The following is a 20,005-nucleotide window of genomic DNA, read 5'->3' on the forward strand; positions in this document are numbered from 1 at the left end:
GCCACCCCTGACACATGAGTGAGGCCGACGCCGAGTCGCGGGCGGGACGGGAGGAAGTGTGGATAGAGAAGTACCGTCCGCAGTCGCTCGACGACGTGATGGGTCACGAGGACATCGTCGGGCGCCTGCAGAGCTACGTCTCGCGGGACGACCTGAGCCACATGCTCTTTTCCGGGCCAGCCGGCACCGGGAAAACCACCTGTGCGACCGCTATCGCCCGCGAACTGTACGGTGAGGACTGGCGCGATAACTTCCTGGAGCTGAACGCCTCAGACGAGCGGGGTATCGACGTGGTCCGGGACCGAATCAAGAACTTCGCACGGACTAGCTTCGGCGGCTACAACTACCGCATCATCTTCCTCGACGAGGCAGACGCCCTCACGAGTGATGCCCAGTCGGCGCTGCGCCGGACGATGGAGCAGTTCTCGAACAACGTCCGTTTTATCCTCTCGTGTAACTACTCCAGCCAGATCATCGACCCCATCCAGTCTCGGTGTGCCGTCTTCCGCTTCTCGCCGCTGTCGGACGATGCGGTCGAAGAAGAGATTCGCCACATCGCGAGCGAAGAGGCAATCGAACTGACCGACGACGGGCTGGCGGCGTTAGTCTACGCCGCCGGCGGGGACATGCGCAAGGCCATCAACGGGCTGCAGGCCGCCTCGGTCAGCGGCGACGTGGTCGACGAGTCGGCGGTGTACGCCATCACCTCCACCGCGCGGCCCGAGGAGATACACGGGATGGTCCAGTCGGCGCTTTCCGGGGACTTCACCGCGGCGCGGGCGACCCTCGACCGCCTGCTGACCGAGGAGGGCATCGCCGGCGGCGACATCATCGACCAGTTGCACCGCTCCATCTGGGAGTTCGAGGTCGAGGACCGCGCGGCGGTTCGCATCCTCGAACGCGTCGGCGAGACCGATTATCGAATCACGCAAGGGGCGAACGAACGGGTCCAGCTGGAAGCGATGTTGGCCTCGCTGGCGAACCCGGAATAGGCAACAGGAGTCCGCTGAGAGTCGTTTTCACCGCCGATAATTGCTCACGCAGTTTTATACAGGTGTAGTCACCAAGCTATCAATAACTGAAATGTATGGCTTGAATAACCAAGCAGCCGACGACCGCGGGCAGGTCGGTATCGGCACGCTCATCGTGTTCATCGCGATGGTGCTGGTGGCGGCGATCGCCGCGGGCGTCCTCATCAACACGGCCGGGTTCCTGCAGAGTTCTTCCGAAGCGACCGGCGAAGGTGCGGCCGACAGCACGTCGAATCGCCTGCAAGTAGTCAGCGCGACCGGAGGGTTCCTCGAGAACGACAGCGTGGGCGTCGTGAACCTCACTGTCAAGAAAGGCCCCGGCGCGAGCAACGTCGACCTCGAAACGACGACAGTACAGTGGGTCGGGCCCTCCGGCTCGTTCTACCAGCTCGCCGAGAACGGCTCCGAAGGGAACCCCGATGGCCGATTTAGCATCGAGACCGTACAGGACACGGACGGCTCCTCGCCGGTGTTGAACGACCAAGAGGACCGCCTGAAAATACAATTGGACCTCGGCGAGGAAGACCTGAGCAGTGGCACCCCATTTGGCAACGAGATAGCGGAAGGAGAGAGCGCGACCGTGCGCATCACGACGGCGTCTGGCTCGCAAATCACGGAGGAGATTATCGTCCCGAAAACCATATCCGGTACGTCCGCGGTGCAGCTATAGTAGCATCTTTCGAGGCGGATCCTCGGACCGCAAGGAGTGAAGTAGGGCGGGGTCGGTCACGTGCTGACCCCTTCGGAACAGTTTTACCCGCTGCTGGGCCAACACTACCCCAATGAGCGACCTCGACGAGGCCTACCAACTCGACTACTTCGAGGAGGCGGGATTCCACCGGCAGGAGTGTGCCGAGTGTGGCGATATGTTCTGGTCGCGGGCCGACCGCGACACCTGTGGCGAGCCCCCGTGTGCCGAGTACGGCTTCATCGACACGCCCGGATTCGACGAGGAGTACGCCCTCGGCGAGATGCGCGAGGCGTTCCTCTCCTTCTTCGAGAAGCGAGACCACGAGCGCATCGACCCGTACCCGGTCGCGGCCAACCGCTGGCGCGACGACGTCCTGCTGACCCAGGCGTCTATCTACGACTTCCAGCCACTGGTGACCAGCGGGACGACGCCACCGCCGGCCAACCCCCTCTGTATCTCCCAGCCCTGCATCCGGATGCAGGACATCGACAACGTCGGCAAGACCGGCCGGCACACGATGGCCTTCGAGATGATGGCCCACCACGCGTTCAACGCCAAGGAGGACATCGAAGATCCCGGAGAGTACGCCTACGAGGGCGAGGTGTACTGGAAAGAGGACACGGTCCGGTACTGCGTCGAGCTGTTCGAGGAACTGGGCGCGGACGTCGACGAGCTCACCCTCATCGAGGACCCGTGGGTCGGCGGCGGCAACGCCGGCCCCGCCTTCGAGGTCATCTACCAGGGCGCCGAGCTGGCGACGCTCGTGTTCATGTCCTTAGAGCAGGACCCCGACGGCGAGTACGAGATGAAAGACGGGAACCGCTACTCGGAGATGGACACCTACGTCGTCGACACCGGCTACGGGCTGGAGCGGTGGACCTGGGTCTCCCAGGGCACCCCGACGGTGTACGAGGCCGTCTACCCCGAGATGATAGCCTTCCTCAAGGACAACGCCGGCATCGAACTCACCGACGAGGAGGCCGCCATCGTCCACAACGCCGCGAAGCTCGCGGGCCGGATGGACATCGACGAGGCCGAGGACATCGAAGCGGAGCGCGACACAATCGCCGAACAGGTCGGCGTCGACGTCTCCGAGCTGCGCGACCTCGTCGCCCCGCTGGAGGAGATATACGCCATCGCCGACCACTCCCGCACCCTCGCCTATATGCTCGGCGACGGCATCGTCCCGTCGAACGTCGGGACGGGCTATCTCGCGCGGATGGTCCTCCGACGAACCAAGCGCCTGGTCGACAGCGTCGGCGTCGACGCCCCACTCGACGAACTCGTCGATATGCAGGCCGACCGGCTGGGCTACGAGAACCGCGACACGATTCGGGACATCGTCCGGACCGAGGTCGAGAAGTACCGCGAGACCCTCGACCGCGGGGGGCGCCGCGTGCGCCAGCTCGCCGACGACTACGCCGAGAAAGGCGAGCCAATCCCGACTGCCGAACTCGTCGAGCTGTACGACTCCCACGGCATCCAGCCGGACATGGTCGAGGAGATAGCCGCAGAGCGCGGGGTCGACGTCGACGTCCCCGACGACTTCTACGCCGTCGTCGCGGACCGACACGGCGGGGAGACTGGCGACCACGAGGAGTCCGGGACCCCGTACGCCGACCGGCTCGCCGAACTGCCCGACACCGACCGGCTCTACTACGAGGACCAGCAGCGAATGGAGTTCGAGGCCGTCGTCCTGGAAGTCTTCGACCGGGACGACGACGGCTTCGACGTGGTGTTAGACCAGACGATGTTCTACCCCGAGGGCGGTGGCCAGCCGCCGGACCACGGCCACCTGTCGACCGACGACGTCACCGTCGAAGTCGAGGACGTCCAGCGGTACGACGGCGTCATCCTCCACACCGTCGACGACGACCCCGGCAAGGGAGAGTTCGTCCGCGGGCAGGTCGAAGCCACCCGGCGCAAACGGCTGATGCAACACCACACGGCGACCCACATCGTCGTCCACGCCGCCCGGCAGGTGCTGGGCGAGCACATCCGCCAGGCCGGCGCCCAGAAGGGCGTCGACTCCTCGCGCATCGACGTCTCCCACTACGACTCCGTCTCCCGCGAGCAGGTCAAGGAAATCGAGTCCGCGGCCAACGACATCGTCCAGGACAACGTCCCGGTGACCCAGCAGTGGCCCGACCGCAACGAGGCCGAGGCCAAACACGGCTTCGACCTCTACCAGGGCGGTATCCCCGCGGGCGAGCAGATTCGACTCATCCAGGTGGCCGACGACATCCAGGCCTGCGGTGGCACCCACGTCGCCCGCACCGGCGACATCGGGACCATCAAGCTGCTGAACACGGAACGGGTCCAGGACGGCGTCATCCGGCTCACGTTCGCGGCCGGCGACGCGGCCATCGAGGCCACCCACCGAACCGAGGACGCCCTCTACGAGGCCGCCGACGTGCTCGACGTGGCCCCCGACGACGTCCCCGACACCGCGGCCCGCTTCTTCGACGAGTGGAAGGCCCGCGGCAAGGAGATAGAGGAGCTGAAAGAACAGCTCGCACAGGCCCGCGCGGCCGGCGGCGCGGACACCGAAGAGGTCGACGTGGCCGGGACCACCGCAGTCGTCCAGCGCATCGACGCCGACATGGACGAACTCCGCGCCCAGGCCAACGCCGTCGTCGAGCAGGGCCAGATAGCCGTCCTCGGCTCCGGTGCCTCGGGCGCCCAGTTCGTCGTCGCCGTGCCCGACGGCGTCGAGGTCGACGCCGGCGAGGTCGTCGGCGAACTCGCCGGTCGCGTCGGCGGCGGCGGTGGCGGCCCCGCGGACTTCGCCCAGGGCGGCGGTCCGGACGGCGAGAAACTCGACGACGCGCTCGACGACGCCGAGGCGATTCTCCAGTCCGTCGCGAACGTGTAGCACGCCGGTTTTCGCGTTTTCTGCCGTGGGGCACGTGTCGAGCAGCGGCGGACGCCAGCTGGAGTATCGTCGAACCGAAACACCCACCCGGTCGCCGGGCCAACTCGCTGCCAGATGCCGACAGCAACCAACGACGGCGTCTCGCTGCACTACGAGACGACTGGCGACGGCCCCACCGTGGTCTTCGTGGGCGACGTCTCTTACGGCGCGTGGCTGTGGGGCTGGCACCACGACGCCGTCGCGGGCCCCTACGAGGCGCTCGTGTGGGACCTCCGCGGGACCGGCGAGTCCGACGCGCCGGCGGGCCCCTACGACGTGGGGACGCTGGCGGCGGACCTCGAAGCCGTCCTGGCCGACCACGGGGTCCGGAGCGGCCACCTCGTCGGCGCGGGGCTGGGCGGGATGGTCGCCCTGCAGTACGCCCACGAGTACGCCAGAGCGCGAACGCTGACACTGTACAACACGACGGCAAGCGGGAGCGACGTCGACGCCGACGCGCTCGACTCGCTCGCGCTGGGCAACGGCCCCGAGCAGTCGCTCGACGGCGCGTTCTCCCCGCAGTTCCGCGAGAACGCGACGGCGGTCGTCGACCGCATCACCGACTGGCGACAGACCGAGGACGCGACCGGGGACGCTTTCGCCGCCCAGGCGACGGCGATGACCGACTTTTCGGCGCCGCCGCTGTACGAGGTGACCGAGCCCGCCGAGGTGTACTACGGTGTCGACGACACCGTCGTCCCCGGTGACGCGGCCGAGCGGCTCGGGGCGGACCTTCCTCGCGGCGAGGCCACGGCCGTCGAGGGACGCCACCTCTCCTTCGTCGAGCACTCGCGAGCGGTGACCGACCGGTTGGTCGCGTTTCTCGACGAACACACCGAGAGCGAGCGGTGACGCGGCAGGCGTCACCGACCGTGGCAGATATGCCCGTCGAAACGTGGCCTTTTAGTGCTCGAACCGCTGGATACACCCAATGAGTCTGCGTATCGCCCTGCTGAACGCGGCCCACGACGGCGAGGACAACCGCCGGAACTTCCGGCGGGAACTCGATGCCGACCTCGTGGAGTACGACGTGACCGAACGTGAACTGCCCGACCACTTCGCGTTCGACGCCTGTCTCGTCACCGGCTCGCGGGCCTCTGTCTACTGGGACGAGCCGTGGATCGCCGACCTCGAGTCGTGGGTCGACGACGCCATCGACGAAGGCGTGCCCTTCCTTGGAGTGTGTTTCGGCCACCAGCTGCTTGCGCATACGCTGGGCGGTACCGTCGCGCCGATGGACGACTACGAGATCGGCTACCGAACCGTCGAACACGACGGGGCGAACCCGCTGCTTTCCGGCGTCGGCGAGGAGTTCACCGTCTTCACGACCCACTCGGACCACGTCGCGGAGCTGCCGCCGGGCGCGAGGCAGTTCGCCGAGAACGACTATGGCGTCCACGGCTTCCGCAAGGGGGACGTCTTCGCGGTGCAATTCCACCCCGAGTACGACCCTGCGACCGCCGAGGACGTGGCCTCGGGCAAGGACCTTCCCGACGAGCGTATCGAGCGCGTCCTCGACGGCATCACCGAGGAGAACTACCAGGCCGCCTGTGAGGCCAAGCAGCTGTTCGACAACTTCACCGACTACGTCCGCCGGCAGCGCGTCGCCGCCGCCGAGAGCGAGCAAGTCGCGAGCGACGACTAGGCAAGACGGTTCAACAGCGCCTGTTCTCCGACCAGCACGCCCACCGCCAGCATAATAATCGCGCCCTCCAGCGGCGCGGCGATGATACCCAGCCCGACGATGAGCGTCGTCGCACAGGCCGGGGCGTGGCCGGTGTCGGTGAGGGCCATCCCGGCCGTGGTGAGCGCGACGGCGGCGACGCCGCTGGCCGCGAGTCTGAGACCGGCCATCGAGGCGGCGCCCACCGACGCGGTGATGACGACACCGCTGGCGATGGCGTGATACGCCACGAGTCCGGCGACGACGCCGACAGCGTGCCCGCCCAGCACCCGCCGGGGCGCCGACTGCCGGGCCGACGGCTGGGTGGCAAAGAGGTACGCCGTGGGGCCGAGACTCGGGAAGAGAAAGGGCAGCCCGCTGAGCCAGACGACCGCGCCCAGCGCCGCCAGCAGAGCGCCGGCGTGGCTCGCCCGTCGGACCCAGGAACCGTCGGACACTGTGGCGAAGGTCCCCCTGGGAAGGGAAAGATGTAGCGTTCGACGGAAGTCAGTTCGGGCAGTACAGAATCGACAGATTGGCCGGACTGACGTTACGAGCGGACGACCGGACGTTACTCTCGCCGGTCGATGTCGAGCTCCTCGTCGAGGTCCTCGAGCCAGTCGGCGTTTTCGAGTTCGGCCATCTGCTCGCGGAAGTGCGTCTTGCAGACGCCGACCTTGACCCCGTCGCTGTCGACGGCGATGTCCGCGTCGCGGTCGCAGTAGTGACACTGCATACACGAACCATTGACCCGTGGGGCATTGAACCCTCGGATTCCGTCTGCCGGCCGTCAGACGGAGGGCGGTGGCGATACCCGTATCAGCTGATGGCGTCCCGGACCCGCGCCCAGGCATCGCCGTCGAGACCCGCAACACCGAGTCGCTCGTCGTGGGCGTCACTCCCGCCCGTCGGGACCAGGTCGTACCGCTCGATGGCGTCGTCGAGCCGTTCGGTGTCGACGGAACGGCCGTAGGGATACCACCGCTCGACGGCGTCCAGGTCCTCACAGCGGGCAAGCGCGGCCACGGTGTCGCGGTACCGGAAGGGGTGGGCCAGCCCGACCAGTCCGCAGGCGTCGGAAAGCAGCTCGCGGCCCCGGTCGAAGTCGGGGACCTCGCGGGGGACATAGCAGGGGCAGTCGACACCGACGAGGTCGTCGAACGCCCCCTGGTAGCTGTAGTCGGTCGCCTCGGCGATGGCCCGGGCGATGTGGGGCCGGCCCAGCCCCGCACGGGGTTCGACCGGCAGCGAGACGTCCAGGCGGGCCTCGACGCAGTCGATGATAGCCCGACCGCGCTCCCGACGGTTGTGCTGGATGCGCTCGCACTCTTCGACGAGCGAGTCAGTGGGCTCGACGCCGTAGCCCAGCAGGTCGAGTCGCTGCTCGCCGGCGTCGACGCGGAGCTCGATGCCGTGGACGATGGTGAGACCGTCGCGGGTCGTCACCGGGCCCTCGAGGGCGGGCTGGACTCGGTCGTGGTCCGTGACGGCGACTATCTCGACCCCGGCGTCGGCGGCCGCGTCCGGGAGCGTCGAGAGCGTGAGCGCGCCGTCCGAGCGCGTCGTGTGTACGTGGAGGTCCGCGACGACCATATCCCGACATCGGCGTCCAGCGGCAAGCCAGTTGCTCTCCGGTCCGTGTCACACTGACCCAATTAATGCAATTAAGGAATATTATCATTATAAACCATGAGGTTTATGTCCCATGAGTCGCTTCCCTGTGGTATGACGATGTGGACAGACGCGGAGGAGGCGTTCAACGCACAGCAGTACCCGATCACCACCGAGGAACTCATCGAGGCCGAGGGCGACCTGACCCTCGAACTCCCAAACGGCACTGAGAAACTGGCCGACGTGCTCTCCCGGTCGGCCCCGGAGACGTTCGAGTCGGCCGAAGATGCCCGCCTGACGGCGCTCGCCGGCGTCTCGGGCAAGGCCATCGGTCGGAAGGGCTACTCGGACCGGGACCCGGTCTGCATGGGCGAGGACGGCCCGGAAGAAGTCTCGTTTTAGAGCGGCAGCGGCCCCAGCTCAACGTTTTTTCCGAAGCGATACCCGACCAGCGGCGCCTAGAACCCGTAGTCGTCGTCCATCTGGGCGGGGTCCTGCTGCTCGGCCGCGGTCTGGCCGAACATCTCGTCGTCGACCGGCTCCTCGGACTCCTCTGTGGTGACGTTGTACGCCGAGATACCGCGTTTCAGCAGGTCCTCGACGGCCTGGTCGCGGTTCAGGAACTCCCCCTGGTCGACGAGACGCTGGATGTCGGAGTCGACCTGGTCCGGCAGCGACAGTTTGATTCGGCTCATGTGAGCCGGCTTATCCTGTCGAGTATATAACCCTGTTGCCGAGGGCGGCCTGGCGCACCGCGCGGCTCTGCGGTTCACTTCGTTCGCCGGTTCGCTTCGAGACGCTTCACTACGTTCAGCGTCTCGCTAGTCCTCCGCGGGTCACTTCGTCCCCCGCGTCGGTATCCGAGATATCGACTGAGTCGATATCTCGCTATCTATCCAGAAAGTCGGGGCGGTCGACCGTCTCGGTGCTGTCGACCTCCTGCTTGTCGAGTAACTCGCCCGAGTCGAGCGCCTCGGGAAGGCTGTCGCGCTTGGGCTCGGGGATATCGTCGGGGTCGACCGTCGTCACCTCGCCCTGTACCAGTTCGGCCCAGACGGCGTCGGCGTCGTCGCTGTCGGGGTCGGCGGCGGCTTTCGCCTCGTTGCGACCCTCCTCGTAGGCGAGTTCGACCATACTGCGGTGGTACGCCGAGTCCATCTCGGCGTAGATGGCTTCGAGCTCCTCGCGATTGAGTTCGCCCAGCCGCTCTGCGACGCCGATGGCGTAGGCCCGGGTCGTCGCCTCGTCTTTCCCCAGTGTCTCCCACTCGGTGTCGAACTCCGCCTCGTAGCGGCTCATAGTGATCCTTGCAGTGAATTACCGGGACGCGCTGACCCTGTCCGGAAACAATCTGGGACTATCACTATCATGAGTCTATTTTCTCGTCGGCGTGGACCTGCAGGCCGCGGTCGGAGAAGGATATCTTGCGGATGTCACAGTCGATGGCCGTGCCACGCATCTTGATAACCTGTACGCCGCGGGTCATGCTGCCGCCCTCGAGGAAGTTGTGGAAGAAGATGACGCCGTGGGCCAGATAGTGCTCGTCGCTGTAAGAGGAGGGGTCGGTCATCTCCGAGATGAGCAGGGTGGTCGCGTCGGTCTGTTTCAGCGCCGAGAGAAAGCCCGTTATCTCGCTGTCGATGTCGTTCATGAAGTGTTGCAACAGCATGGTCGAGTCGATGACCACCCGCTGGATGTCGTTCTGTTCGATGTAGGCCACCAGCCGGTTCGTCAGGCCGCCCTCGGTCCCGAACTGGGTGATGGTGCGCTTGCCGCTCTCGGTGACGAGGTTGAGAAACTGGACGGCGTCGGACTGCATCGCCCGGTCGAACCCGAACTCGTAGCCGGCCATGTCCTGCATCAGTTCCTCTTTGGTCTCGTGCATCGTGACGTAGAGACAGGTCTCGCCTTCCTTGGCGCCCTGTGTCATGAACTGCGAGCAGAAGGTGGTCTTCCCGCTGCCTGGCGGGCCGCTGACGACGTACAGTCGGTCGGGCAGCAAGCCCCCCTCGACGAGTGTGTCGAACCCGGGGACCCCCGTGGAGAGTCGCATAGTCTCAGCATCTACTCCTCTGGACATATGTGTTGGTGTCACGTTTTCACTGGTGATAACTCTCCCGGCCGGCGCGTCAGTCGAAGACGGCGCCGGGGTGGTCGTCGGCGAAGGCGAGCAGTTCCGCCGTGGCGTCGGCGTCGAACCGCATCGGCCGGCGCCACCAGGGCCCCTTTCCGGAGTCCGAGGATCGCTCGGTCACGAGCCAGTTGGCGTCGGTCCCCCCGGAGGGCGCCGACAGCGGGACGACCGTCTCGTATAGTCGCGAGCCGTCTGGGTCGCCCAGCAGGAGGATGCGGGCGTCGAAGTCGGCCCGCTTGACGTGGGCGTTCGAGTCGAAGACGGCCCGCTCGGCGGCCGGGAGGTCGCGATACGCCTCGCCCGTGACCGGGTCCCGGGCCAGCCGGAAGTGGCCGATGACGTGGGCACCCCACTGGGGCGATGCCCAGTCAGGTGGCTCGCCGGTCGTCGACAGCGTCGCGTAGAAGACGAGGTAGTCGCCGGCCGACAGTTCCGAGAGCGGGCCGGCCTTGACGCCGTGTTCGTCGCCGTAGGTGTAGCGCTCCCCGCCGACCTCGGGGAACTCGGGGTCGAAATGGACGGGGCGGTCGGCGACGCCGCTCACGTCGGTATCCAGCTCGAGGTCGGCGTAGGTCGGCACCGGGTCGGCGGTCGGTTTCGCCTCGGGAATCGGGATGTACTCGAAGGAACCGTCAGGGAAGAGTGGGCCGCGAAAGCCGGGCTCGTTGGTGTTGGCACCGACATTGATGGCGATAGCCCGCATAGTCGCCAGTCGACGCCACCGGAAAAAGGCCTACCGGAGGGACTCGGCACAGCTCCCACAGTACCGAATCATCCGGTGGGACTCGTTGACAGCGCCGCAGTGCTCGCAAGCGATGGTCTCGGCCGTATCGCTGGTGACCCGCCGGCCGCCGTCGGCCCGCGTGGCGCGCCCGTCCGTGGGCTGTGGAGATGTCGTCTGCGCGCTGAAATGCCGGTAGAGCAGCACCTGCAACAGCCCGAACCCGAGGACGTACGCCGTGAGCCACACCCAGGGTTGCATGAGTGATACTGGGCGAAATTACTACTTTGGTGTTCCCCACCAGTTTTCAGATGTGATACTTGGGCGGGAGGTTTCCCGTCCTCAGCGGTCCGGCGGCGAGAGGTCCCGCTGGAACTCGTCGAAGACCGTGATATCGTCGGGAATCTCGACGTCGAGCTCGCGCTCGGCGCGGCGGTCGACGTTGGCGTCCTCCAGCGGGTCGGCGACCGACTCCCAGCCGTCCTTGACGGCGATGGACCTGGCAGGTGTCCCGGCCGCGATGTGGTGGGCCGGGATGTCCTTCCCGGCGATGGATTTGGCCGCGAGGATGGCGTTTTCCCCTACCCGGACACCCGCACGGACCATCGAGTCGTAGGTCAGGCGCACGTCGTCCTCGACGATGGTGTGGTAGTTGTCGACGTGGGTCTGGTCGACGCCGTCGTGGTCGTGGCTGTAGATGTGCGTATCGTCAGAGATAGAGACGCGGTCCCCGATGGTGAGCTTCCCGCGGTCGTCGAGGTGGACGTCGTCGTGGACGACGACGTTGTCGCCGATCTCGATGTTGTGACCGTACGTAAAGGAGATGTTCTTGAAAAATCGGCAGTTCTCACCGCAGGACTCGAAGAGATGGTCGGCGAGCATCCGCCGGAATCGAAGGGCGAACTCGACGTTGTCGGCCATCGGCGTCGCGTCGAACTGCCGCCAGAGCCACTGGAGGTGTTTCGAGCGTTTGAACTTGGCCTCGTCTTTCTCGGCGTAGTACTCGCTTTCCAGGGTCGTGTTGCAGGGGTCATACCCCTGGAGGCGGACGCGTTCTGCAGGCGAGATGTCCTCGCCGGATTGCCAGCGCTCGTAGGCCTCGCGGTCGCCGTGGAGGTCGATGAGCACGTCGGTGACCACGTCACAGGTGTCCTCCTCGCCCGAGAGTCGCTCGTCGACCTCGTCGATAAAGGCGCGGAGTCCCTCCTCGGCCAGCGGCGGCAGCGACACGTGGCGCTTCGTCATGTCACAAGCCTGGCCGCGAGGGCAGATAGTGGTTTCCGTTACGTCGCCACCAGTGAGTTACACCAGTGTCACCACCCCGCTGTCGGCGGGCCAGTGGCCGCGCGTCGTCGGAGCATATCTTATAAACCGCCCCCGGCCCTCTCCACCGGCATGGCCAGGTCGGATTTTATCATGGAGGTGCGGGGCTACTTCGTCAACCCCGCCGAGAAGCGGCTCCGGGCGCCGTGGCGAATCGGCCTCTGGATACTACTTGCCGGCTTCGTGGCCGTCCTGTTCACGCTTCTCTTTGCCGTCGTCCCCGCGCCGACCGGGGAGACCGGACTGGTCGGGGCGGTGTACGCGCTGGCCGAACTCGGCTGGGGCTTTCTCGCGATGGGCGCGGCCGGGCTCGGCGTCGGCTATCTGCTGGACCGGCGCACGCTCGCCGACTTCGGGCTGGGGCTTGACGGCCAGTGGTGGCGCGACGCCGGCTTCGGTATCGCGCTCGGCGTCGCCCTCCCGACGCTCGTGCTGGCGGTCCAGCTCGCCGTCGGCTGGACCGCTGTCACCGCCGTCCTGCCGACGACAACGGGCGGGACCTTCGGCCTCGGCTCCACCAGCGCCGCCCTCGGGCTGGCGCTGCTGGTCCCCTTTTTCATCGTCCAGGCCACCGCCGAGGAGATTCTCGTCCGGGGGTACCTCCTGACGAACCTCGCGGAGGGCGCCGCCGGCGCCGTCGGCAAGGCGGCCTCAACGGCGGCCGCCACCGTCCTGACCGGCGCGCTCTTTGGCCTCCTCCACTGGACCAACCCCAGCGCCACACTGCTGTCGGTGACGAACATCACGCTTTACGGCGTCCTGCTCGGGGCCTGTTACGTTCTCACCGGCCGGCTGGGTATTGCCTGTGGCTTCCACGTCGCCTGGAACTACGCGCTCTCGCTGTGGAACTTCCCGGTCAGCGGCCTCGAAACCGGCGTCGCCCTGGTCGGCACCGAATCGACGGGGCCCGAACTGGTGACGGGCGGTTCCTTCGGCCCCGAAGGCGGGCTCGTCGCGCTCCCGCTACTGGCGCTGGGGTCGGGGGCGCTCTACTGGTGGGTCCGCCGGGAGTACGGCCGCGTCGAGATTCTGGGCAGTATCGCCATCCCCGACCTCCGGATTCCGACGCGGGGCGGTAAGTAGCGACACCGGCGCGGCTGTTTTCGACAGACAAACCACGACCGATAAGTGTGGACCGCCCTAACACGCCCCTATGAAGTACGATACGCTCGGGTCGACGGGAATCGAAGTCTCGGAAGTCGGCTTCGGTGCCTGGGTCGTCGGGACGGACTGGTGGGGCGACCGAACGCACGAGCAAGCTATCGAAATGGTGCAACACGCCGTCGACCAGGACGTCACGTTCTTCGACACCGGCGACGTCTACGGCCACGGCGACAGCGAGAAGCTCGTTGGCGAGGCCCTCGCCGAGGTCCGGGACGAAGTCACCGTCTCCACCAAGGTCGGCTACGACTTCTACAACAATCCGCAGGCGGGCCACGGCGAGCTCCCGAAGAAAGTCACGCCCGAGTGGATTCGCACCGCCCTCGACCGCTCGCTCGACCGGCTCGACATGGACCACGTGGAACTCCTGATGCTCCACAACGCCAACGTCGACGAGGTCACGCCGGACGTCCTGGAGACGCTCGACGAACTCCGCGAGGAGGGGAAAGTCGAGGCCATCGGCTGGGCGCTTGGTCCCTCTATCGGCTGGCTGGCCGACGGCGACGCGGCTGTCGCCGAGGAGTTCGACGCACTCCAGACCGTCTTCAACCTCTTCGAGCAGACGCCCGGCCAGCATTTCATCGACACCATCCGCGAGCACGAGGCGGACACGTCGGTACTCGCTCGGGTCCCCCACTCCTCGGGGCTGTTGAACGAGCAGGTCACCCCCGACACCGAACTCGAAGAAGGCGACCACCGCGGCCACCGACCCACCGAGTGGTACGAGACCGGCTGGGAGAAGGTGGAGACGCTGCGCTTTTTGGAGCGTGACGGCGAGCGCACCATGGGCCAGGCCGCCATCCAGTGGCTGCTCGCTCACGACGAAGTGGCGTCGGTCACCCCCACCTTCCGCACGAACGGCGACATCGACGAGTGGGCCGGCGCGCCCGACACCCCACCGCTGTCGGACGAGGAGTACGACCGCGTCCAGGAGCTGTACGCGGACAACTTCGGTATCGACCGCGACGACGGGATGGACGCCCTGCGTTCCTCGGTCGGCGGCGAAGATTTAGACGGCACCGGGATGAAGTCTGCCGGGGACTAGCCGCGGACGTTTCATCGCCGACTTACCGCGCGAGGAACGCACCGAATCTGCAGTCGACAATCCACCCCTCGGGACACGGTCGAGTCAGTTCGCCGTCGTGTGGTTTTCGGTCACAACCCCCTCGTTTCGACAGGAGATGTATCGCCGTCCGGCGGTTTGCTGTCGTGAAGACTACTTTCACCACGGTGCGTCAGACGCCCGAAAGACGCGGGACTGCGGCGGGTTCCACGTGAAACGAAGGGGTTCGGGGTACGGGGACACGACCCAAGACGGCACACCGACCGGCACTGCCGCTGACCGAGACAGCACAGAAAAAGGACCCGAGCGGAAACAGCGTCTCGCTACTCGTTTTTCAGGCCGGCGCCCTCGACGCGCATAACGCCCTCGCCGTCGGGGAGGTTCGGCGCGTCGACGAGTTTGACGATGCGCTTGTTCCCCTTGGACTTGCGGAGGTAGATACGGAAGGTGGAGGTGTGACCGAGGATGTTCCCACCGATGGGCTGGGTCGGGTCGCCGAAGAAGGAGTCGGGGTTCGACGCGACCTGGTTGGTGACCAGCACGGCGGTGTTGTTGAGGTCGCCCACGCGCATCAGGTCGTGGAGGTGCTTGTTGAGCTTCTGCTGGCGGTCGGCGAGCTGGCCACGACCGACGTACTCGGCACGGAAGTGCGCGGTCAGGGAGTCCACCGCGAGTAGGCGGACCGGGAACTCGTCGTCCTGGCTCTGGCTGGCAATCTCCTGGGCCTTCTCGGCCAGCAGAATCTGGTGGTTGGAGTTGAACGCCTTCGCGACGTGGATCTTGTCCAGCACCGACTCGACGAGGTCGGCCATCAGGTCGTCGTCGGTCGCGTCGGCGGCCTCGTCCTCGCCGACGACGCCGTGGAGCTTCATCATGTCTTCGAGCGCCTCGTCGGTCTGGCCCTCGACCATCTGCTCGATACGCTCGGGGCGGAACGTGTCCTCGGAGTCGATGAAGATGGCACTGCCCTCGAGCCCGCCGTGTTCGGCGGGGAGCTGGACGTTGACGGCGAGCTGGTGGGTCACCTGGGACTTCCCGGCCCCGAACTCGCCGTACACCTCGGTGATGGACTGGGTCTCGACGCCGCCGCCGAGCAGCTCGTCGACCTCGTCGACGCCCCAGGAGAGCTTGCCGATCTGTTCCCGGCGCTCTAGTACTGTGGCGCCCGTCTCGAAGCCGCCGATGTCGGCGGCGTCGCGGGCCGCGTTGATGATGTCGGAGGCCGAAGACTCGCCGATGTCGGCGGTGTTCGACAGCTCGCTCGGGGAGGCGACGGCGATCCCCTGGTAGGAGTCGAATCCGTTCTCTTTGAGCTTCTCCGCTGTTGCTGGCCCCACACCCGGCAGGTCTTCGAGGTCTGCTGCTTCGGACATGAACGTGGCTTACGCCCGATGGGATATAAACCCCCGTTAACAGTGTGGTGAAAGTGAAACTGCCAGACTGCGGCGGGAGACGGGAGCACGATATCGGGACTTTTAGAAGCGAAGGGGCGACACGGCGGGTCAGCCGACGACCAGCGAGACGACGATACACGCAAAGCCGAGGAAGACGAGCCCGTTGACGGCCAGCGCCGACAGGGGCAACAGTCCCACGTTGCCGAGCGTGCCCAGAACGGCGAGGACGACGCCGACGGTCAGCAACGGACCGCCCGCCCGGAGCGCCCAGTAGCCCCCGCTGACCACCGAACGTAGCGTGGTGAGGGCACCGCCGTCGGGGTTTGTCGCCGATTCGAAGCCGTCGAGCGCCTCGCGGGAGATAGTGAGGACTTCCCCCGTGTTCGCCCGCCGGCCGTCGCCGTCGGAGACGCGAAGGAGCGTCACGCTCTCGGGGCGGGTGCCGACGACGCGGTAGACGGCATCGTCGTCGTCGGGGTCGGTCGAGCGCAGGTGGTCGTAGACAGCGATGTCAGGGGCTGACATCGTCACTCCCACGGGTGGTCGCCCGCGCGGTCAGGCCACAGCGGGTACCAGAAGGCCTTGTCCTCCTCGACGCTGAGTTCGCCGTCGAGCTTGCTCTCCAGTTTGAACTCCGTCGCCTGGTCGCGCTCGTGGTCGGTGTCGGGGTCCGGGGCGAACGGGTAGTACGCCCCCCGGCGGAAAGAGTAGACCCAGTACGCCGGGTCGCCGCTGCGTTCGTCCTCGAAAGCAAACAGCGCCGCCAGCAGCCGGGAGCCGTAGCGCCGTTCGATGAGCGTGTCGGCGGCGAAATGGATAGAAGTGACGAGGTCGTCGAAGTCCCCGTCGTGGAGGACGACCCAGCGGTAGCCGTGGCTGTCGCCGACAAAGTCGGCCTCGGTGCCGGTCTCGGCCTCGCCGGCGTCGAGGATGGCCTCGACTTCGTCGGTGGCCGCCTGGAAGTCGGTGCTGTCCACGTCACCGAAACACAGCGCCGCCTCGCCGGTCGGCTCGTAGCCCAGCTCGGCCTCCATCGTGACGTGGGCCGTCGACATCCCGAAGAGGTCGTCGGGGTCGGCGTCCCGGGTCGCATCGGCCTCCGCGCGCATCCCGAGGACGCTCTTGAGTCCGGAAAGCAGTCCCATACCGATACATCGGGTGCGAGCGGTAAGGCGGTTGCCGTCCCGGCGGTACCGAGGGGCGGACTGCGAACTATCGAAGCAGGTTCCCTGTCAGTGTCGGACCGTCACTCGGGGCCGGTGGTGGCCTCAGTTGCGGCGTCGGTGTCGCCGCTGTCCGGCGGTATCTATCGGCGCGTCCCCGAGACGGCGACGACTGACGCGAATCCGGCCGTGACCACCGACACGGACCTCACAGTCGGCGTAGGTGAACGCACAGGTCCCCGAGAACTGCCCGTCAAGGAGCGCGTCGAGCGAGTCGACGTCGATGGTCTCCTGCAGCGGCGGGAGGGCCGTCGGTTCCACGTCTCGAATCGCCGCGACACGGGTGACTATCTTGTGGGCGGCGTCCTCCGGAGGGGTAGCTGTCGCCATCGTGGATTACTATTGACAACTGTTCACATATGAAAATGTCGCTCGGATTGTAAATTTTGATAACTGGACCGGCGCTGTATGATTACAGTTCCCGCTCCAGCTGTCGGAGCCGTTCGATTCGCTTCTCGGTCGAGGGATGCGTACTGAACAGGCGGCCGATAAAGCCCGAGCGGATTGGGATGATGAAGAACGCGTTCATCTCCGACTGGCCCCGGAGGTCCTTCTCGGGAACTTTCTCCATCCCGCTGTCTATCTTCATCAGCGCGGTCGCCAGCGCCGCGGGGCGACCCGTAATCGAGGCGCCGCCGCGGTCGGCGGCGAACTCACGGTACCGGGAGAGCGCGCGGATGAGCAGGAACGAGATAATCCACACCACCAGCGAGAGGAGGATGGCGACGAAGACGGGGGCCTGCTGCTGGCCGCCACGCGAGCGCCCGCCCGAGAACAGCCAGCCCCACCGGACCACGAGGAAGGCGATGGTCGAGAGGAACGACGCGATGGTCATCACCATCACGTCGCGGTTCTTGATGTGGGCGAGCTCGTGGGCCAGCACCCCCTCCAGTTCCTCGTCGTCGAGGAGGTTCATGATGCCCGTCGTCACGGCGACGGCGGCGCTGTCCTGGGAGCGGCCCGTCGCGAAGGCGTTGGGTGTCCGGGAGTCGGCGACAGCAATCGTTGGCTTGGGGAGGTCGGCCTGCTGGGCCAGCCGCTCGACTTGCCGGTGGAGCTCGGGGTACTCGTCGGGGTCGACCTCGCGAGCGCCCATCGAGTACAGCGCGAGCTTGTCGCTGAAGAAAAACTGCGCGCCCATGAACAGCGCCATAACGAGAATGATGAGCGCGATGCTATCGAAATACAGCACGAGGACGCCGAGGAAGACGATGTAGAGCCCAAAGAGGAGGAACATCGTCAGGGCCATCCGCCCGCGGAGTCCCCAGTCGGTTTGCCACTGCATATGTTAGCTAGGTGACCAAGCGGCTAAAACCCCGCTATCGTGTGCACATGACACACTCTCCGGACGACGCCCGCAGGCATATGTACGAACGCCTACAACGACAGCCCATGACCGAGACAGTCGTCGTCACGGGCGGGCTGGGTCGCTCGGGCCGCTGGATATGTGACCGCCTCGCCGAGGACTACCGCGTCGTCTGCGTCGACCTGGACCACCCCGGCTGGGAGATAGCGACGCGGGACCGCATCGACTTCCGGGCGGTAGACGTGACCGACGGGGGCGAGGTCCGGGACCTCGTGAGCGAACTCTCCCCCGCCGCTGTCGTCCACTGGGCGGCGCTCCCCTCGCCAGAGCGCCACGCCGGGAGCCGCGTGTTCGAGACCAATATCGAGGCGACTTACACTGTCCTCGACGCGGCCGGCCGCGCGGGCGCCGATATCGTCTGGGCGTCCTCCGAGAGCGCTTACGGCCTGGCGTTCGCCGCGGAGACGCCGCTCCCCGCCTACCTCCCGATGGACGAGGACCACCCGATGGTCCCCGAGGACCCCTACGGTACCTCGAAGGTGGCCGGCGAGGAAGTCGCGAAGATGGTCGCCCGCCGCGACGGCGTCAGCGTGGCGTCCATCCGGCCCTCCTGGATCCAGTACCCCGGCGAGTACACCTGTCGCGACGTGGCCGAGGGCGATTTAGCGGGGGGTGCGGGCAACTGCTGGTCCTACGTCGACGTGCGGGACGTGGCGGGTATCGTCGCTGCGGCGCTGGACGCCGAGTTCGACGGCCACAAGGCGTTCCACGCCGCCGCGGCCGAGAACTACGTCGGCCGCCCGACCGCCGACCTCGTCGAAGAGTGCTGGGGCGAGGTGCCCGCCCGGTGTGAACTGACCGGCGAGCAGTCGGCGCTGTCGACGGCGAAAGCTGACGGTCTGCTGGACTGGACGCCCGAGTACTCCTGGCGGGAGGCGGCCGACGCGGACGTCGACGAACCGAGCCTGCTGGCCGAGTGAGCCGACCGCCACGACACCGTGCCCGCACAGAGGGAGCGTCTCAGAACGGACTGCGCTCCCGCAGGCGCACCACCCCGTCACGTATCGCCTCGCGCTTGTAGTAACCGACGGCGGAGGCGGCGATCAGACCCCCGAGTATCGCGATTCCCTCGAGGAACTCGCCGCTCGCGAGTTCGCCGCCGGCGTAGACGGTGAGCACGTACGCCGGGAGGCGGCCGATAGCGATGGCGAACATGAACGTCCGGAGCCGCCACTCGGTCAGTCCGGCGAGAAAGCAGACGGCGTCGTCCGGGAGTCCGGGGATGACGACGAAGACGACCAGTCCCGGGACGCCGACGCGGTCGACGAACCCGTCGAAGCGGGCCACGACGTCGTCGTGGAGGACGTCTTCGACGAACGTCCGGCCGTACCGGTCCGCGAGCGAGAACGCGATAGCACTCCCGAGAAGCACGCCAGTGACGCTGTAGACGGTACCGGCCAGCGGCCCGAAGAGGTAGCCGGCGACGAGCGCGACTACCTGGCCGGGAATCGGCGCGAAGATGACCTGGCCGGCCTGAACGACGATGAAGACGGCCGGAGCCAGCGCGCCGAAGCTGTCTATCCAGGCGCGGAGTTCGACCGGGTCGAAGAGGAACGGGGCGTATCGTCGAACCGACAGGTAGAGGACGAGGAAGCCAGTCAGGACGAGAAGCGAGACCAGGACGCCGCGTTTCCGGGACTCGGCGGACGAGAATAGCTGCATCCCGTGTCGGATATGTCCTTTCGTTGACTTGAGTGTTCGCAGGGCTGT

The 20,005-nt window shown here is 66.5% G+C and carries 24 protein-coding genes; 9 read left to right on the forward strand and 15 right to left on the reverse strand.

The annotated features are described in order from the left end of the window. The first annotated feature begins 14 nt into the window (after positions 1 to 14). The 5 genes from P1K32_RS06810 to P1K32_RS06830 all read left to right on the forward strand — a co-directional run bounded on the left by P1K32_RS06810 (position 15) and on the right by P1K32_RS06830 (position 6,281). Positions 15 to 992 carry a replication factor C small subunit gene (locus P1K32_RS06810; protein WP_276251921.1) on the forward strand — a complete coding sequence of 326 codons (978 nt, stop codon included), beginning with the start codon at positions 15 to 17 and terminating at the stop codon, positions 990 to 992. Between the two features lie 91 nt (positions 993 to 1,083). Continuing rightward, positions 1,084 to 1,701, forward strand: a complete 618-nt coding sequence (locus P1K32_RS06815; RefSeq protein ID WP_276251922.1) for an archaellin/type IV pilin N-terminal domain-containing protein — start codon at positions 1,084 to 1,086, stop codon at positions 1,699 to 1,701. 112 nt (positions 1,702 to 1,813) lie between these two features. After that, complete coding sequence (alaS, locus tag P1K32_RS06820; RefSeq protein WP_276251923.1) at positions 1,814 to 4,597, forward strand: alanine--tRNA ligase; 2,784 nt, start codon at positions 1,814 to 1,816, stop codon at positions 4,595 to 4,597. A gap of 114 nt (positions 4,598 to 4,711) precedes the next feature. Beyond that, entirely contained in the window at positions 4,712 to 5,488 is a 777-nt protein-coding gene (locus P1K32_RS06825; protein ID WP_276251924.1) for an alpha/beta fold hydrolase, read from the forward strand. 79 nt (positions 5,489 to 5,567) lie between these two features. After that, positions 5,568 to 6,281, forward strand: coding sequence for a type 1 glutamine amidotransferase (locus P1K32_RS06830; RefSeq protein WP_276251925.1), 714 nt, complete (start codon positions 5,568 to 5,570; stop codon positions 6,279 to 6,281). Here P1K32_RS06830 and P1K32_RS06835 read toward each other — a convergent pair. The 3 genes from P1K32_RS06835 to P1K32_RS06845 all read right to left on the reverse strand — a co-directional run bounded on the left by P1K32_RS06835 (position 6,278) and on the right by P1K32_RS06845 (position 7,892). Further along, on the reverse strand, positions 6,278 to 6,757 hold the full coding sequence (locus P1K32_RS06835; RefSeq protein ID WP_276251926.1) for an HPP family protein: 480 nt from the start codon (positions 6,755 to 6,757) through the stop codon (positions 6,278 to 6,280). The genes P1K32_RS06830 and P1K32_RS06835 overlap by 4 nt on opposite strands. Before the next feature lie 113 nt (positions 6,758 to 6,870). Beyond that, positions 6,871 to 7,035, reverse strand: coding sequence for a DUF6757 family protein (locus tag P1K32_RS06840; protein WP_220588098.1), 165 nt, complete (start codon positions 7,033 to 7,035; stop codon positions 6,871 to 6,873). A gap of 83 nt (positions 7,036 to 7,118) precedes the next feature. After that, entirely contained in the window at positions 7,119 to 7,892 is a 774-nt protein-coding gene (locus P1K32_RS06845) for a PHP domain-containing protein (RefSeq protein WP_276251927.1), read from the reverse strand. Between the two features lie 132 nt (positions 7,893 to 8,024). Here P1K32_RS06845 and P1K32_RS06850 point away from each other — a divergent pair, with 132 nt between their 5' ends. After that, positions 8,025 to 8,312 carry a DUF5789 family protein gene (locus P1K32_RS06850; RefSeq protein WP_276251928.1) on the forward strand — a complete coding sequence of 96 codons (288 nt, stop codon included), beginning with the start codon at positions 8,025 to 8,027 and terminating at the stop codon, positions 8,310 to 8,312. A 56-nt stretch (positions 8,313 to 8,368) separates the two neighbouring features. Here P1K32_RS06850 and P1K32_RS06855 read toward each other — a convergent pair whose 3' ends face one another. The 6 genes from P1K32_RS06855 to P1K32_RS06880 form a co-directional block, all read right to left on the reverse strand. Beyond that, on the reverse strand, positions 8,369 to 8,605 hold the full coding sequence (locus P1K32_RS06855; protein ID WP_220588101.1) for a ribbon-helix-helix domain-containing protein: 237 nt from the start codon (positions 8,603 to 8,605) through the stop codon (positions 8,369 to 8,371). A 193-nt stretch (positions 8,606 to 8,798) separates the two neighbouring features. Continuing rightward, positions 8,799 to 9,209 carry a DUF8057 family protein gene (locus P1K32_RS06860; RefSeq protein ID WP_276251929.1) on the reverse strand — a complete coding sequence of 137 codons (411 nt, stop codon included), beginning with the start codon at positions 9,207 to 9,209 and terminating at the stop codon, positions 8,799 to 8,801. A 67-nt stretch (positions 9,210 to 9,276) separates the two neighbouring features. Continuing rightward, positions 9,277 to 9,963 carry an RAD55 family ATPase gene (locus P1K32_RS06865; RefSeq protein ID WP_276251930.1) on the reverse strand — a complete coding sequence of 229 codons (687 nt, stop codon included), beginning with the start codon at positions 9,961 to 9,963 and terminating at the stop codon, positions 9,277 to 9,279. Between the two features lie 76 nt (positions 9,964 to 10,039). Beyond that, the gene (locus tag P1K32_RS06870; RefSeq protein WP_276251931.1) at positions 10,040 to 10,747 is read right to left on the reverse strand and encodes an Nmad3 family putative nucleotide modification protein; all 708 of its coding nucleotides are present in this window, start codon (positions 10,745 to 10,747) and stop codon (positions 10,040 to 10,042) included. A gap of 30 nt (positions 10,748 to 10,777) precedes the next feature. Then, complete coding sequence (locus P1K32_RS06875) at positions 10,778 to 11,026, reverse strand: DUF7577 domain-containing protein (protein ID WP_276251932.1); 249 nt, start codon at positions 11,024 to 11,026, stop codon at positions 10,778 to 10,780. An 81-nt stretch (positions 11,027 to 11,107) separates the two neighbouring features. Next, positions 11,108 to 12,010: an acyltransferase gene (locus P1K32_RS06880; RefSeq protein WP_276251933.1), complete on the reverse strand. Its 903-nt coding sequence runs from the start codon at positions 12,008 to 12,010 to the stop codon at positions 11,108 to 11,110. A 150-nt stretch (positions 12,011 to 12,160) separates the two neighbouring features. On the opposite strand from P1K32_RS06880, the gene P1K32_RS06885 reads away from it, so the two are divergent. Further along, positions 12,161 to 13,171 (forward strand): CPBP family intramembrane glutamic endopeptidase, encoded by a 1,011-nt coding sequence (locus P1K32_RS06885; protein WP_276251934.1) that lies wholly within the window; start codon positions 12,161 to 12,163, stop codon positions 13,169 to 13,171. 70 nt (positions 13,172 to 13,241) lie between these two features. Next, positions 13,242 to 14,294, forward strand: a complete 1,053-nt coding sequence (locus P1K32_RS06890; protein ID WP_276251935.1) for an aldo/keto reductase — start codon at positions 13,242 to 13,244, stop codon at positions 14,292 to 14,294. A gap of 341 nt (positions 14,295 to 14,635) precedes the next feature. On the opposite strand, the gene radA is transcribed toward P1K32_RS06890, so the two are convergent. From radA to htpX, 5 genes are all read right to left on the reverse strand, one after another. After that, complete coding sequence (radA, locus tag P1K32_RS06895; RefSeq protein ID WP_276251936.1) at positions 14,636 to 15,685, reverse strand: DNA repair and recombination protein RadA; 1,050 nt, start codon at positions 15,683 to 15,685, stop codon at positions 14,636 to 14,638. 129 nt (positions 15,686 to 15,814) lie between these two features. Continuing rightward, entirely contained in the window at positions 15,815 to 16,231 is a 417-nt protein-coding gene (locus P1K32_RS06900; RefSeq protein ID WP_276251937.1) for a hypothetical protein, read from the reverse strand. 2 nt (positions 16,232 to 16,233) lie between these two features. After that, positions 16,234 to 16,851, reverse strand: a complete 618-nt coding sequence (pspAB, locus tag P1K32_RS06905) for a PspA-associated protein PspAB (protein WP_276251938.1) — start codon at positions 16,849 to 16,851, stop codon at positions 16,234 to 16,236. Between the two features lie 123 nt (positions 16,852 to 16,974). Then, positions 16,975 to 17,259 carry a HalOD1 output domain-containing protein gene (locus P1K32_RS06910; RefSeq protein WP_276251939.1) on the reverse strand — a complete coding sequence of 95 codons (285 nt, stop codon included), beginning with the start codon at positions 17,257 to 17,259 and terminating at the stop codon, positions 16,975 to 16,977. 82 nt (positions 17,260 to 17,341) lie between these two features. After that, positions 17,342 to 18,214, reverse strand: coding sequence for a zinc metalloprotease HtpX (gene htpX, locus P1K32_RS06915; RefSeq protein WP_276251940.1), 873 nt, complete (start codon positions 18,212 to 18,214; stop codon positions 17,342 to 17,344). 107 nt (positions 18,215 to 18,321) lie between these two features. Between htpX and P1K32_RS06920 the strand changes: the two genes are divergently transcribed. Further along, complete coding sequence (locus P1K32_RS06920; protein ID WP_276251941.1) at positions 18,322 to 19,215, forward strand: NAD-dependent epimerase/dehydratase family protein; 894 nt, start codon at positions 18,322 to 18,324, stop codon at positions 19,213 to 19,215. Between the two features lie 40 nt (positions 19,216 to 19,255). Here P1K32_RS06920 and P1K32_RS06925 read toward each other — a convergent pair whose 3' ends face one another. After that, complete coding sequence (locus P1K32_RS06925; protein ID WP_276251942.1) at positions 19,256 to 19,957, reverse strand: TVP38/TMEM64 family protein; 702 nt, start codon at positions 19,955 to 19,957, stop codon at positions 19,256 to 19,258. Positions 19,958 to 20,005 lie beyond the last annotated feature (48 nt).

The sequence above is a fragment of the Haloarcula rara genome, assembly GCF_029338235.1.
Classification (GTDB): domain Archaea; phylum Halobacteriota; class Halobacteria; order Halobacteriales; family Haloarculaceae; genus Haloarcula; species Haloarcula rara.